Annotated in this window: 17 protein-coding genes; 4 read left to right on the forward strand and 13 right to left on the reverse strand. The window is 66.3% G+C overall.

The features are described 5' to 3' along the window. The 5 genes from aroC to ACREB7_RS06355 all read right to left on the reverse strand — a co-directional run. Window positions 1-663: chorismate synthase (gene aroC / locus ACREB7_RS06335; protein WP_431591445.1), on the reverse strand; the 663-nt coding region annotated here is incomplete at its 3' end. 3 nt (window positions 664-666) lie between these two features. Further along, window positions 667-1,191, reverse strand: coding sequence for a GNAT family N-acetyltransferase (locus ACREB7_RS06340; protein ID WP_431591446.1), 525 nt, complete (start codon window positions 1,189-1,191; stop codon window positions 667-669). 60 nt (window positions 1,192-1,251) lie between these two features. Then, window positions 1,252-2,079, reverse strand: a complete 828-nt coding sequence (gene fabI, locus ACREB7_RS06345; RefSeq protein ID WP_431591447.1) for an enoyl-ACP reductase FabI — start codon at window positions 2,077-2,079, stop codon at window positions 1,252-1,254. Further along, window positions 2,076-3,152, reverse strand: a complete 1,077-nt coding sequence (locus ACREB7_RS06350; protein WP_431591448.1) for a YihY/virulence factor BrkB family protein — start codon at window positions 3,150-3,152, stop codon at window positions 2,076-2,078. Before ACREB7_RS06350 ends, fabI begins: the two co-directional genes overlap by 4 nt. Before the next feature lie 3 nt (window positions 3,153-3,155). Next, the gene (locus ACREB7_RS06355; RefSeq protein ID WP_431591449.1) at window positions 3,156-4,094 is read right to left on the reverse strand and encodes a DnaJ C-terminal domain-containing protein; all 939 of its coding nucleotides are present in this window, start codon (window positions 4,092-4,094) and stop codon (window positions 3,156-3,158) included. Between the two features lie 126 nt (window positions 4,095-4,220). Here ACREB7_RS06355 and pdxH point away from each other — a divergent pair, with 126 nt between their 5' ends. Beyond that, on the forward strand, window positions 4,221-4,799 hold the full coding sequence (pdxH, locus tag ACREB7_RS06360) for a pyridoxamine 5'-phosphate oxidase (RefSeq protein ID WP_431591450.1): 579 nt from the start codon (window positions 4,221-4,223) through the stop codon (window positions 4,797-4,799). Then, window positions 4,796-5,611, forward strand: coding sequence for a PhzF family phenazine biosynthesis protein (locus tag ACREB7_RS06365; protein WP_431591451.1), 816 nt, complete (start codon window positions 4,796-4,798; stop codon window positions 5,609-5,611). The genes pdxH and ACREB7_RS06365 overlap by 4 nt, the downstream gene beginning before the upstream one ends. Here the strand turns inward: ACREB7_RS06365 and ACREB7_RS06370 are convergent. Next, window positions 5,606-6,760, reverse strand: coding sequence for a serine hydrolase domain-containing protein (locus ACREB7_RS06370; RefSeq protein ID WP_431591452.1), 1,155 nt, complete (start codon window positions 6,758-6,760; stop codon window positions 5,606-5,608). The two genes, ACREB7_RS06365 and ACREB7_RS06370, sit on opposite strands and share 6 nt — an antisense overlap. Between ACREB7_RS06370 and ACREB7_RS06375 the strand changes: the two genes are divergently transcribed. Beyond that, window positions 6,759-7,196 carry a hypothetical protein gene (locus ACREB7_RS06375; protein WP_431591453.1) on the forward strand — a complete coding sequence of 146 codons (438 nt, stop codon included), beginning with the start codon at window positions 6,759-6,761 and terminating at the stop codon, window positions 7,194-7,196. The genes ACREB7_RS06370 and ACREB7_RS06375 overlap by 2 nt on opposite strands. Here the strand turns inward: ACREB7_RS06375 and ACREB7_RS06380 are convergent. After that, complete coding sequence (locus ACREB7_RS06380; protein WP_431591454.1) at window positions 7,180-7,437, reverse strand: hypothetical protein; 258 nt, start codon at window positions 7,435-7,437, stop codon at window positions 7,180-7,182. The genes ACREB7_RS06375 and ACREB7_RS06380 overlap by 17 nt on opposite strands. Window positions 7,438-7,439: 2 nt before the next feature. Beyond that, window positions 7,440-8,216, reverse strand: a complete 777-nt coding sequence (locus ACREB7_RS06385) for a helix-turn-helix domain-containing protein (RefSeq protein ID WP_431591455.1) — start codon at window positions 8,214-8,216, stop codon at window positions 7,440-7,442. A 101-nt stretch (window positions 8,217-8,317) separates the two neighbouring features. Between ACREB7_RS06385 and ACREB7_RS06390 the strand changes: the two genes are divergently transcribed. Further along, the gene (locus ACREB7_RS06390) at window positions 8,318-9,091 is read left to right on the forward strand and encodes an SDR family oxidoreductase (RefSeq protein ID WP_431591456.1); all 774 of its coding nucleotides are present in this window, start codon (window positions 8,318-8,320) and stop codon (window positions 9,089-9,091) included. 63 nt (window positions 9,092-9,154) lie between these two features. On the opposite strand, the gene ACREB7_RS06395 is transcribed toward ACREB7_RS06390, so the two are convergent. The 5 genes from ACREB7_RS06395 to ACREB7_RS06415 all read right to left on the reverse strand — a co-directional run bounded on the left by ACREB7_RS06395 (window position 9,155) and on the right by ACREB7_RS06415 (window position 12,506). Further along, window positions 9,155-10,069 (reverse strand): alpha/beta fold hydrolase, encoded by a 915-nt coding sequence (locus tag ACREB7_RS06395; RefSeq protein WP_431591457.1) that lies wholly within the window; start codon window positions 10,067-10,069, stop codon window positions 9,155-9,157. A 448-nt stretch (window positions 10,070-10,517) separates the two neighbouring features. Further along, window positions 10,518-11,399, reverse strand: coding sequence for a pirin family protein (locus ACREB7_RS06400; RefSeq protein WP_431591458.1), 882 nt, complete (start codon window positions 11,397-11,399; stop codon window positions 10,518-10,520). Between the two features lie 3 nt (window positions 11,400-11,402). Then, complete coding sequence (locus ACREB7_RS06405) at window positions 11,403-11,771, reverse strand: cupin domain-containing protein (protein WP_431591459.1); 369 nt, start codon at window positions 11,769-11,771, stop codon at window positions 11,403-11,405. After that, the gene (locus ACREB7_RS06410) at window positions 11,768-12,226 is read right to left on the reverse strand and encodes an NUDIX hydrolase (RefSeq protein ID WP_431591460.1); all 459 of its coding nucleotides are present in this window, start codon (window positions 12,224-12,226) and stop codon (window positions 11,768-11,770) included. The genes ACREB7_RS06405 and ACREB7_RS06410 overlap by 4 nt, the downstream gene beginning before the upstream one ends. Window position 12,227: 1 nt before the next feature. Continuing rightward, window positions 12,228-12,506: a BolA family protein gene (locus tag ACREB7_RS06415; RefSeq protein WP_431591461.1), complete on the reverse strand. Its 279-nt coding sequence runs from the start codon at window positions 12,504-12,506 to the stop codon at window positions 12,228-12,230. Window positions 12,507-12,573: the final 67 nt, after the last annotated feature.

A 12,573-nucleotide genomic window follows, 5' to 3' on the forward strand; every position in this document is an offset into this window, starting at 1 on the left:
GATCGGCGCGCCCCAGCCGGCGGGCACGCCGCTCGCCGCACATTCGATCACCGCGCCCAGCGACGACCCCGATTTGCGCGCGGCGTCCATCAGCCCTTCCCAGCGCTGCGCGGCGGCGGGGTCGGGACAGAAAAACGGGTTGCGGTCGATTTCCTCGAGGTCGAAGTTCGCCGGGTCGATCGCATCGCCGCCGATTTCGGCGACCCAGGCGTGGATCTGCACTTCGGGGATCACGAGCCGGGCGACGCCGCCTGCGGCAACGCGCGCCGCGGTCTCGCGCGCGCTCGACCGGCCGCCGCCGCGATAGTCGCGGATGCCATACTTCGCGTCATAGGCATAGTCGGCGTGGCCGGGGCGATAGGCCTGCGCGATCTCGCCATAATCCTTCGATCGCTGGTCGACATTCTCGATCATCAGACTGATCGGCGTGCCGGTGGTCTTGCCCTCGAACACCCCCGACAGGATGCGCACCTGGTCGGGTTCCTGCCGCTGCGTCGTGTGGCGCGACTGGCCGGGGCGGCGCTTGTCGAGATAGGGCTGGATGTCGGCCTCGCTGAGCGAAAGACGCGGCGGGCAGCCATCGACGACGGCGCCGAGCGCGGGGCCATGGCTTTCCCCCCAGGTCGTGAAGCGAAAGACGCGTCCGAAGCTGTTGAAACTCATAGCCTACCCCAAGCGACCGAATGCGGGTGCATAGTCCGCCCGTCCGCCTAGCGGCCAAGCCGCGTCCGAGTCCAGCATCATCGCCATGAAATGCGGCCCTGCAAAGGGCGACGCGAAGCGCGCGGCGAGGTCGGGCGAATAGCCGAAACGCGGGTAATAATCGGCATGGCCCAGCACGAAGCTGATCGCGACGCCCTGTTTCCGCAGCGCATCGAGACCGGCGCGGATCAGCGTGTCGCCGATACCCTGCCCCTGCAGGCCGGGCAGGACCGACACGGGCGCGAGACCGGCGCCCGATCGCGCAGCGCCATCGGCCTCGACGTCCATCCGGCTGAACAGCACATGCCCGACGACCGCGCCGCCCCGCTCGGCAATCAGCGACACCAGCGTGTCGCCGTCCTCGCCCACCATCCGCACCAGTTCGGCTTCACCCTGATGACCGAAATCGGTGCCGGCGAAGGCGGCGCGAATGACGGTGTCGATCGCGTCGGCATCGTTTGCGGTCGCGGGCCTTATCGTGGTGGTCATAGCCTCACCCTCCCATCGCTTCGCGACGGGCCCCTCCCTCTCCCTCAAGGGGAGAGGGGTTTAAGCCAAAGCGATGTCGGGCGCATCTTCCTGCTTCATGCCGATCGTGTGATAGCCCGCGTCGACGTGGTGGGTTTCGCCGGTGACGCCGCTCGCAAGGTCGCTGAGCAGGTAGAGCGCCGAACCGCCGACATCGTCGATGGTGACGTTGCGGCGCAGCGGAGCGTTATACTCGTTCCATTTCAGGATCAGGCGGAAATCGCCGATGCCGCTCGCGGCCAGCGTCTTGATCGGGCCGGCCGAGATCGCGTTCACGCGCACCCCCTGCGGGCCATAATCATTGGCGAGATATTTGACGCTGGTCTCGAGCGCCGACTTGGCGACGCCCATGACGTTGTAATGCGGGATCACCTTTTCGGCGCCATAATAGCTCAAGGTCAGCAGCGAGCCGCCGCCCTTGCCGGTTTCGGGATCGAACGGCGTCATCATCGCCTGGGCGCGCTTCGCGACCGCCGTGAAGCTGTAGACGCTGATGTTCATCGTCATCAGGAAATCGTCGAGCGTGACATCGGCATAGGCCCCGCGCAGCGCTTCCTTGTTGGTATAGCCGATCGCATGGACGACGAAGTCGATCGTCGGCCAGCGCGCCGACAGCGTCGCGAAGGCGGCGTCGAGATTGTCCATGTCGGACACGTCGCAATCGATCAGGAAATCGCAGCCCAGTTCGTCGGCGAGCGGCTTCACCCGCTTGAGCATCACATCGCCCTGATAGCTGAACGCCAGTTCGGCGCCCGCGCCGTGGAGCGCCTTGGCAATACCCCAGGCGAGCGATTTGTCGTTGGCGAGCCCCATGATCAGCCCGCGTTTGCCCTGCATCAGACCCGTCATTTTGTGTCTCCGGTCTTTTCAATAATGATATCGTCGACGCGCCCAATAGCGTCGTGGCCCAAATCCTCAACCTCGACGAGCGCGGCGTTGAGTTCGGCGCCCATCACCATACCCAATCCGACGAGGTAGAAAAAGAACAGCGCGACCATCACACCCGCGAGGCTGCCATAGGTTGCGTCATAGCTGAGCAGGCTGGCAAGCAAGGGCGGCAGCGCCAGCGTCACCCCGATCCACCACAGGGTGGTGAACAGGGCGCCGGGCCATTTGGGGAACTGCCTCCGCCGATATTTCGACGGGGTCAGGCTGTAGAACAGCATATAGATGGCGACGAACAACCCCAAACCCGACACCCCGCGCGAGATCGCGACGACACCGACCGATTGGAAACGTTCGGGCAGGACGCGGGTGACGAATTGTTCGATGCCGACGATGAGCACCTGCATGCTGAACGACAGCAGCATGAGCACGACCGCGCCGGTGATGATGCCGATCGACAGCAGCCGGTAGTGGAAAAAACCCTTGGAAAAATGGGTGCCATAGGCGCGGCGCAATATGTCGCGCACGGTCTCGATCAGGCTGCCCACCGTCCACAAGGCGACCAGCGCGCCGAGCCACAGAAAAATGCCGGTGCGCGCGGTCATCACCTCGCGAATCGGTCCCGACAGCGCCTTGGCGACGGTCGGCGGCATCGTCGAGAAGACCGCCTCGATCGCCGCTTCACCGCCGACGCTGCCGCCGAAAATCGAAAAGGCCGCAGCGAGCAGGATGAAGAAGGGGAAAAGCGCGATCAGCGCCAGATAGGCGAGATTGCCGGCGTGGATGAAGCCGTCGGTATAGGTGCCGACGACGACACGGCGCAAAATCCGGAAGACGCGCGTCCCGGGACCCAGCGTCTCGCGGCCGCGATCGATGACGCCCTGCGCCCGCGCGCGCAATTTGATCCGCTTGGCGCGTTCGGCGCGGGCCTCGGGCGAGTGCGGCGAATGGCCTTCGGCAACGAACTGCTGGGTAACCTCTTCGGCAACCTCGCGCTCGATCGCGGCGACGGCCGCCTTGTCGCCGGATTCAGCCACGCATCACACGCCCAGGTCCGCGCGCACCGCACGGGTATCGGTCCATTCGCCGACGAATTGCGTCAGCGCCGCATCGCCCGCCGGCAAGTCGACGACGAGCCGTACCAGCTGATCGCCGCGTCCGCCGCTCTTCTGGCTGAAGCCCTTGCCCTTCAGGCGCATGACCTTGCCCGAGGTCGATCCTGCGGGGATCGACAGCATCACGGGGCCGTCGACGGTCGGCACCTTGATCTTCGCGCCCGCGACCGCCTCGTTCAACGTCACCGGCAGGTCGAGGCGGATGTTCGCGCCCTCGCGGACATAGAAGGGATGGTCCTTGACGCCGATCGTCACGATGCCGTCGCCGGCGCCGCCGGGTCCGGGCTGGCCCTTGCCAGCGAGGCGCATCTGCGTGCCGGTTTCGACCCCGGCGGGCAATTTCAGGTCGATCGTTCCTCCATCCGCAAGCGTGATCCGCTGCGGCGCCTGCGTCGCGGCATCGACGAAAGAGACCGAAAGGCGGTAGGCGACATTGGCGCCCTTTTGCGGCGGCGCGCTGCGCCCGCCGAAACCGCCGAAGGGACCGGCGCCCGCGCCGCCGCCGCCGCGACCGCCGAACAACTCGTCAAAAATGCCGCCGAAGTCACTGCTTTCGTTGCCGAAGCCGCTGAAACCGCCCGGGCCCGTCCGCTGATCGCCGCGAAATCCGCCGCCGCCGCCGTAACCGAAGGGCATCGCCGGATTGCCCTCGGCGTCGATCTCGCCGCGGTCGAACTGGCCGCGCTTGGTCTTGTCCGACAATATGTCATAGGCCTTGGTGACGTCGGAGAATTTCTCCGACGCCTTGGGATTGTCCTTGTTCTTGTCGGGGTGCAATTCCTTGGCGAGCTTGCGGTACGCGGATTTGATCTCCGCTTCGTCCGCGTTCTTTGCGACGCCGAGGGTGGAATAGGGATCTGCCATGCTGCTCCAATAGCCCGATAAGATGTTGGCCGGGAAGGCCCGATTGTGCGTCGATGTGGGAACGGTGCAAAAGGCGGTCAAGTTCCAGCCTCGACCGGCGTAGCACTTCGGATTAGAAGCCCGCGCATGACGCACGATCCCTTTCCCCAATTCGACGCCTGGTTTGCCGAAGCGCGGGGCAGCGAGCCCAATGACGCCAATGCGATGGCGCTCGCCACCACCACCGCCGACGGCCATCCGTCGCTACGCATGGTGCTGCTCAAGGGACACGGCCCCGACGGCTTCATCTTCTACACCAATCTCGACAGCCGCAAGGGGGGCGAGCTTGCGGCGAACCCGCATGTCGCGCTGCTTTTCCACTGGAAATCGCTGCGCCGCCAGATCCGCATCGAAGGGCCGGTGGCGCCGGTCGATGACGCCACCGCCGACGCCTATTTCGCGACGCGCAGCCGCGACAGCCAGCTTGGCGCCTGGGCCAGCGACCAGTCGCGCCCGCTCGATGCCCGCGAAACCTTCGAGGCGCGTTTCGCCGAGATGCAGGCGCGGTTCGAGGGGCAGGACGTGCCGCGCCCGCCGCGCTGGTCGGGCTGGCGGGTCACGCCCGAGCGTATCGAATATTGGCAGGATCGCGAACATCGCCTGCACGAACGCACCCTGTTCGTGCGCGAGGGCGACGGCTGGTCGAAAGGATTTCTCTACCCATGAGCTGGCGCCGTTTTCCGATCACCCAGGTCGATGCCTTTGCCGACCGCCCGTTCGCGGGCAATCCCGCCGCCGTGATGCCGCTCGACGAATGGCTGGCCGACGAGGTGCTGCAGGCGATCGCCGCCGAGAATAATCTCGCCGAAACCGCCTTCCTGATCCCCGACGAGAGCGGCGACGCCGATTATGAGCTGCGCTGGTTTACGCCCGGAGTCGAAGTGGCGCTGTGCGGTCATGCGACGCTGGCGAGCGGGCATGTGCTGCTCAGCGCCGCACCCTGGCGCGACGATATGCGCTTTCGCACACGCAAGGCCGGCATCTTGCGCGTCGCGCGCGACGGCGACGAGGGGTACAGGATGGCGCTGCCCGCCTATCCAGCGGCGCCCAAATCGATGCCCGATATCGTCAAGGCGATGGGCGGCGCGCCGATCGAAACGCTGTGGCACGAAGGCGGCTATGCGCTGATCGTCTATGCCGACGCCGCAAGCGTCCGCGCGCTCGATCCCGACCTGCGCACGCTCAAAGAGGGCGGCGACCTGCTCTACATCGCGACGGCGCGCGGCGACGGTGACGCGTCGGGCGCCGATGTCGTCAGCCGCTGCTTCGCCCCCGGCGCCGGGATCGACGAAGACCCGGTGACCGGGTCGGCGCATAGCGTGCTGACCCCCTATTGGGCGGCGACGCTCGGCCGCGACCGTTTCGCCGCCTATCAGGCGAGCCAGCGTGGCGGCCATGTCGGGTGCCGGATGGATGGCGATATGGTCGAGCTCAGCGGGACGTGCGTCACGACGCTGGTGGGTGAGTTCCTGCTATAACGCCTCTGTCAGATCGGCGAGGCGTCGCCGCAGTTCGGGAAACTGGTCGTCCTTGGTGACCCCGAGCCGCACGATCGTCACCCGCTGCGACGGCGAGACGATGATATATTGCCCCTGGTGGCCGATGCAGGCGAACAGGTCATTCGGGCCGCGGTCGGGCCATAGCGCCGCATCCGCCCCCGCCGGGCGCGGGCGGTTGAGCCAGATATGGCCGCCATAGCCCGGATCCTTCGGCGACGGCGCGAGCATGAAGCTCATCCAGCTTTCGGGAAGCAGCCGCTGGCCGTTCACGACCCCGTGATTGCGCAGAAATTCGCCGAACTTCGCATAGTCGCGCGCGGTCGCGTGCATCACCGACCCGCCGATCATCGTCCCCGCCGCGTCGAACTCGGGGGTCAGGCTGGTCATGCCGAGCGGCTCGGTCAGACGCCCCGATATGAAGTCGCGCATTGCGTCGCGCCGCGCATCGGGGCTTTTCGACGGGGTCAGCGTGTCGGCCAGGATATCGGCAAGGATGACGCTGGTCGCCGAGCTGTAGTTGAAGATTTCGTCGGGCTGCGCCGCCGCCGGCTTGGCCTCCGCGAACCCCGCCATGTCGGGGGCGCCGGCGCCGAACAGCATGGTCACCGTGTCGCCGTCCCACACCGGGTCGCCATTTTCGACATGCTCGAGCCCCGAGGACATGTGGAGCAGATGTTTCAGCGTGATCGCACCGCGCGGGTCGCCGCTGCGTTGCCAGGCCGCGACCGGCGCCGGACCATCGAGCGACAATTGCCCGTCGGCAACGAGGAAGCCGGTCAGCACCGCCGTGATGCTTTTCGCCATCGACCAGCTGATCAGCTTGCTGTCGGGTCCGAACCCTTCGCCATAACGTTCGTAGATCGGCTGGCCATCGCGCAGCACATAGAGGGCGCGGGTTTCGCCGACGGTGTCGGCATCGTCGAACAGCGCGTCGGCCCTGGCCTTGATCGCGGGCGCCAGCGCCGGGAGCGGCGGCAGGGTTTCGACCGCCTCGGTCGGCGCCGACAATCCCATCGTCGGGCCGGGAGCCGGCGGCGCCATATGGCCCTGCCCCGCCGCATGGGTGAGCGACCAGGCCCCGAGCAGCGCGAGCGCGGCACTTGCCAGCATGGCTTTTTTCGTGATCATGGGTGCAGTGACTAACACCGATCCGCCCACAGCCGCAACGCCCGACCCGGGCCCGCCCCCTGCGTCGCCGACGCCGACGCCGATCGTCCCCGACCATCTCCGCAAGCCGCGCCGCCCGAGCCGCTGGGGCGGATGCCTGCCCTGGGTACTGATCCTCGCGGTGATCGCGGCGATCCTGCTGATCTGGAAATTCCCCTCGTTCAAGGCGCAGGCCGAACTGGGGTCGGCCTATGCCGCGCGCGTCGGCTGTTCGTGCCGCTATGTGCAGGGGCGCAGCCTGGAAAGCTGCCAGAGCGATTTCGAGCCCGGCATGGAGCTGGTGTCGGTCACCGAGGACCCGGCGACCAAGACGATCACCGGCAGCGTGCCGTTGCTGGCGTCGCGGAGTGCGCGTTATGCCGGGGCCAGCGGCTGCCTGCTCAGGCCCGAGGACTAGGGACGAAAATCGCCGCCCCGACGGCGACCGCGGCGGGCGTGCCGAAGACGAGAATCCAGATCGCCGCTTCCTCGCCCCAGCCGTAACCGGCGGAGAGGACGCCAAAGAGCAAATTGCCGATCGAGACGGCAAGCCACAACAGGATGAACAGCCGCGTCGCGCGGCGCACATCGCGGATCGTCAGTCGCAGGACGATCAGCAGCGCGACACCTGCGATCAGCATGATGGCCGTATGAGACATGATCATTCCTCCTCCGCGCGTGCATCGCCCACATGCCGTCGTCGCCATTCGCCCGGTGACAGGCCAAGCTTGTCGCGAAACGCCGCGCACAGATGCGCGTGGCTCGAAAAGCCGGTGGCAAAGGCGATTTCGGCGACCGACAGCGGCCGGTTCATCAGATACCAGCAGGCGCGCCGCAACCGCTGGCGCAACAGATATTGCCGCGGCGTGCGCCCCGTCGTGCGGGCGAAATGGGTGATCAGGCTGTTGACCGACATGCCCGCTTCCGCTGCCATCTCTTCGACGGTCAGCGGCGTCTCGATCCGCGCCTCGATCAAGGGCAGCAGCGCGTCGATCCGGTGCACCGTTCGCGCCGAGACGCGTGCCGCCGGGGCACCGTCGACCGCGGCCGCGAGCAGCGCCAACAGCGGCTCGGCCGCCGTCGCATCATCGTCGGCCAGCGCGCGGACCAGCGTCGCCATCGCGGGGTCGCCATGGCCGGCGATCGGGCGCCCCAACGCGCCGATCGGCAACAGGTCGGGATCGATGGCGACGCGGACATAGCGCACCGCCCCGCCCTCGGCGCGGCCGCGATAATGACGGCCGGCGGGTGCGAGCCACAGTTCGCCGGGCAAGGGATCGCCGAGCGACGTGCGCTGCCCGTCGAGCCAGGTCTCCAGCCGGTGATAACTGCCCGCTTCGTGCAGCATCAGCGCGTGAACGTCGGTTTCGATCGCCCAGCTTTCGGGGCCGTCGATCCGGTCGACGATGCGGGCCGCGCTGATCCCCACCCCATTCATGCGCGCATCATGCCAATGTTGGGAGAATCTGAAAGCCTCGTTTTTTCGGCACGCCTAGGTTCGAATCCCGAGCCCTCATATTCTTCGGAAAAAAACAGTCGATGGTCGACCATAGTCTCAACGGAAAAACCGTCCTTATCGCCGGCGGCGCGAAGAATCTCGGTGGCCTGATCGCGCGTGACTTTGCCGCCCATGGCGCCGCCGCCGTCGCCGTCCATTACAACAGCCACAGTGCCAGCGCCGAAGCCGACGACACCGTCGCCGCGATCGAGGCGGCCGGGGCAAAGGGATTCGCCTTTCAGGCCGACCTGACCACCGCCGCTGCGGTCGAAAAGCTCTTCGCTGAGGCCGGGGCCGCCATGGGCGGCATCGACATCGCGATCAACACGGTCGGCAAGGTGCTCAAGAAACCGATGGCCGAGACCAGCGAAGCCGAATTCGACGAAATGAGCGCGGTGAACAGCAAATCGGCCTTCTTCTTCCTGAAGGAAGCGGGAAAACAGGTCCGCGACCATGGCAGGGTCTGCACGCTCGTCACCTCGCTGCTCGGCGCCTATACGCCCTTTTATGCGAGCTATGCCGGCACCAAGGCGCCGGTCGAACATTATACCCGTGCCGCGTCGAAGGAATTCGGGGCCCGCGGCATTTCGGTGACCGCGATCGGACCTGGTCCGATGGACACGCCCTTCTTCTACCCCGCCGAGGGGCCGGAGGCGGTCGCCTATCACAAGACGGCGGCGGCGCTGTCGCCGTTCAGCCCGACCGGGCTGACGCATATCGAAGATATCGTACCGTGGATCCGCTTTATGGTGACCGAGGGTTGGTGGATGACCGGCCAGACGATCCTCGTCAACGGGGGCTATACGACCAAATAGAGCCCCCGCGGCGGGCGGCCCCACCCCCCTCCCGGGGCCGCCCGCTGCTTCCTTCAACGCTGATCAGACGAGGAACGCATCCATCGCCGCGTTGACGGCTTCGGGCGCTTCCCAGGTCACGAAATGGCCGCAGCCCGGCACCTTGACGATCGTCGCGTCGGGGACGAGTTCGTCCATGCCATCGAGGTTGCTGACCGGCAGGGCGACGTCATCGGTCGCCCAGATGACGAGCGTCGGAATTTCGAGCTTCGGAAAGGGGATCGCGGGCGGTTCGGCAAAAGGCGCATCCATCGGCGGCACCTCGATCGGCGAGGCGCGGTACCAGTTGAGCATCCCGAAACAGGCGTCGCGATCCTCCCACCACGCCAGCGAGCGGGCGATTTCCTCGGGCGGGGTCGGCGCGCCTTCGAGCCGCCCCTCGAACGCCTTGGCCAGCACCCCGGCCAGGCCTTGCTCGCGGACCAGCGCATCGGTGGCGGGATCACGGAACAGCCGGATATATTGGCTGGCGGCGCGCTGCGCGGGGTCGGCCTGAAGCAGCCGGCCGAAGATGCCCGGGTGCGGCGCATTGGCGATCACCGCGCGGGTGACGCGTCCCGCCCAGCCCGGATGCAGCCCGCCCGGCTGGCCGCCGAGCGCGACCCCCCAGCTGATCGCCCCGCCCCAATCGTGACCGACGATGGTGAAAGTCTGGACGTCCAACGCATCGGCGAGCGCAAAGACATCGGCGATCAGCTTGTCGGGCGTGTAGTCGGCGACATCCTGCGGCTTCGACGATCCGCAATAGCCGCGCTGGTCGGGGGCGATGCAGCGAAAACGGGTCGCGAAATGCGGCAGTTGATTGCGCCAGGTGCGGTGCGATTCGGGAAAGCCGTGGAGGAAAATCAGCGCCGGCGCATCGCGCGGGCCGATATCGACGACGTCGAGTTCGACGCCGGTCGCAAGCTTCACCCGCTGCTGCTCGAAATCGCCGATCATATCCGCTCCATAGGTTGCTTTTCGCTACCCGATTGGCGCGGATCGCGGCGGCTGGCAAGCCATGTTTCGATGAAGCGGGGTCGAAGGTCCGATATCCCGCTTAAGAATACAAAAGCCCCGCATGGACGCATGGAGAATGTGACCTTTGTGGCTTTAAGCGGGTCCGGCGGATCAAGGACGACATAGTCCGCGAGGCAAGCGACATGGCCATCCGGCAGGATAGATCATGCCGATCCTTTTTTAGGAAAGCCTTTTCTCAGACGATATCGGCTTCGGGCGAAACGCGCTGTTCCACTTCCCGTCACCCCGGGCTTGACCCGGGGCCTGCCTTGTCTTTGATCCGACGGCGACAGAAGGAAGGCGGGTCCCGGGTCAAGCCCGGGATGACGATGGAATAGGCGTCCGCTCTCCACCCCAAAAACCGCGGCGACGCGAGCCAGCAGCAGGGTCACGGATAGCTGACCGTCTTCGGTACCTCGGGGATCGGGATGAATTCGTCGCTGTCGCCGGGGACGAGCGGGAATTTGCCGTCTTTCCAGTCCTGCTTCGCCTGGTCGATCCGGTCGCGCGACGAGCTGACGAAATTCCACCAGACATGGCGCGGCGTCGAAAAGGCCTCGCCGCCGAGCAGCATCACCCGCGCATCGCTGTCGGCGCGCAGCGTCATCGCCTGCCCGGGTTTGAGAATATAGAGGCTGTAGCGGTCGAGCCGTTCGCCACCGAGGCTCGCATCGCCGAGCGCCACCAGCACCGCGCGTTCGTCAGCCTCGGCGTCGATCGGGATCGTCGCGCCCGCGAGCATCGATATGTCGGCATAGATGGTCGCGGCATGCTGGGTGATCGGCGACGTCTTGCCCCACAGGCTGCCCATGATGATCCGCGCCGACACCCCGCTGCCCTCGATCAGCGGCAGGTCTTGCTGCGCGACATGTTCGAACGCCGCGTCGATCTCTTCCTTGCCGTCGGGCAGCGCCAGCCAGGTCTGCATCCCCGAGATCGGCGAGCCGGCAGCGCGCTCGGCGGCGGGGGTGCGCTCCGAATGGACGATGCCGCGCCCGGCGGTCATCAGGTTGCACGCACCGGGACGGATCGTCGCCAGCGTGCCGAGGCTGTCGCGATGCTCGATCGCGCCCTCGAACAAATAGGTCACGGTCGCGAGGTTGATATGCGGGTGCGGGCGCACGTCCATGCCCTTGCCGATGTCGAAATGCGCCGGGCCGAACTGATCGACGAAGATGAAGGGACCGACCATCGTCCGCGCCTTGCTGGGCAGCGTGCGCCGTACCTCGAACGCGCCGAGGTCGTGGGTCGAGGGGGTAATGATGTCCATGGGTCAGTCCAGCCTTTCAAGCGTCTTTCGCGTCTTTTCGGTTTCGACATTGCCGGTGTTCAGCGTCGAACCCGGTTCGAGCAGCATCACATGGCACTCGCCGTCCAGCGCCTCGGGGCAATGTTCGGTGCCATGCGGCACGATGATGAACTCGCCGGGTTCGACGATCACGTCACCGGTCCTGAGCCCTATCTTCATCCGCCCCGCGACGACGAGGAAGAGCTCGTCCTCGGCGTCGTGATGATGCCAGTCGAACTTGCCTGCAAACTTCACCAGCTTGACCTGGAAATTGTTGATGTCGCCCGCGACGCGCGGGTTCCAGTGATCGTCGAAGCGCGCGAACGCCTCCGCCAGGTTGACCTTGTCCGTCATCGCCCCTCCCCCATCGCCTTGCGATCGAGCGCCTCGCGCCAGATGTCGACCAGATTGTCGGGGAACCAGACTTCATCCTGCGCCTGCAGTTCGTCCGCTGTCCACCAGCGATGATCCAGCATCACCCGCCGTTCGAGTTCGGTATGCCCGCCGGTGTCGATCTCGGCCCGCACGATCGCGACCTCGAAATATTGTTCCTCGGCATCGACATCGACGCCTTCGAGCGTGACGAAACGCACATGGCGAACCGCGACCGCCGATCCGGGGTCGGCGTCGATCCCGGTTTCTTCGCGAAGCTCGCGCCGCGCCGCCTGTTCAAAGCTTTCGCCGGGATCGACCGCGCCGCCGGGTGTGCACCAGAAAGGCGCGCGTCCTTCGGGGGTGAAGCGGAACAGCAGCAACCGGCCGGCCGGGTCGGTGACCAGCAGCCGGGCGGCGGGACGCTTGGGCCGCACCTTATTCGCCCGGCGCCGTCGCGCGGATCGCGAGCGCATGGACGCGCTGGCCGGGCAGGTCGCCGAGCGCCTTGTTCACCGCGCGCTGGCGCGCGACGCGATTGAGGCCGGCGAAGCCCGCCCATTCGATGCTCAGGCTGAAATGCGACTCGCCGCTGCCGTCGTCGCCGCTATGGCCATGATGCTTGGCGCTGTCGTTGCTGAGGGTGAAATCGGCGCCGGGAAAAGCGGCGGCGAGCAGCTCTTCCATCTCTTTTTGTACGGGTCCGGGGGTGCTCATGGGGTTGACCATAAGCGCTTCGTCGCCAAATGATAAGACCTCCCCCAACGCTTCAAACGACCCGAGA

The sequence above is a fragment of the Sphingopyxis sp. genome (assembly GCF_050725615.1).
GTDB lineage: Bacteria > Pseudomonadota > Alphaproteobacteria > Sphingomonadales > Sphingomonadaceae > Sphingopyxis.

Coding starts and splice junctions, on each gene's coding strand:
- ACREB7_RS06340 (WP_431591446.1), bottom strand. CDS start 1,191: ATGACCACCACGATAAGGCCCGCGACCGCAAACGATGCCGACGCGATC.
- ACREB7_RS06415 (WP_431591461.1), bottom strand. CDS start 12,506: ATGAGCACCCCCGGACCCGTACAAAAAGAGATGGAAGAGCTGCTCGCC.
- ACREB7_RS06375 (WP_431591453.1), top strand. CDS start 6,759: ATGGGTGCAGTGACTAACACCGATCCGCCCACAGCCGCAACGCCCGAC.
- ACREB7_RS06395 (WP_431591457.1), bottom strand. CDS start 10,069: ATGATCGGCGATTTCGAGCAGCAGCGGGTGAAGCTTGCGACCGGCGTC.
- ACREB7_RS06400 (WP_431591458.1), bottom strand. CDS start 11,399: ATGGACATCATTACCCCCTCGACCCACGACCTCGGCGCGTTCGAGGTA.
- ACREB7_RS06365 (WP_431591451.1), top strand. CDS start 4,796: ATGAGCTGGCGCCGTTTTCCGATCACCCAGGTCGATGCCTTTGCCGAC.
- ACREB7_RS06380 (WP_431591454.1), bottom strand. CDS start 7,437: ATGTCTCATACGGCCATCATGCTGATCGCAGGTGTCGCGCTGCTGATC.
- ACREB7_RS06385 (WP_431591455.1), bottom strand. CDS start 8,216: ATGAATGGGGTGGGGATCAGCGCGGCCCGCATCGTCGACCGGATCGAC.
- ACREB7_RS06355 (WP_431591449.1), bottom strand. CDS start 4,094: ATGGCAGATCCCTATTCCACCCTCGGCGTCGCAAAGAACGCGGACGAA.
- pdxH (WP_431591450.1), top strand. CDS start 4,221: ATGACGCACGATCCCTTTCCCCAATTCGACGCCTGGTTTGCCGAAGCG.
- fabI (WP_431591447.1), bottom strand. CDS start 2,079: ATGACGGGTCTGATGCAGGGCAAACGCGGGCTGATCATGGGGCTCGCC.
- ACREB7_RS06370 (WP_431591452.1), bottom strand. CDS start 6,760: ATGATCACGAAAAAAGCCATGCTGGCAAGTGCCGCGCTCGCGCTGCTC.
- ACREB7_RS06405 (WP_431591459.1), bottom strand. CDS start 11,771: ATGACGGACAAGGTCAACCTGGCGGAGGCGTTCGCGCGCTTCGACGAT.
- ACREB7_RS06390 (WP_431591456.1), top strand. CDS start 8,318: ATGGTCGACCATAGTCTCAACGGAAAAACCGTCCTTATCGCCGGCGGC.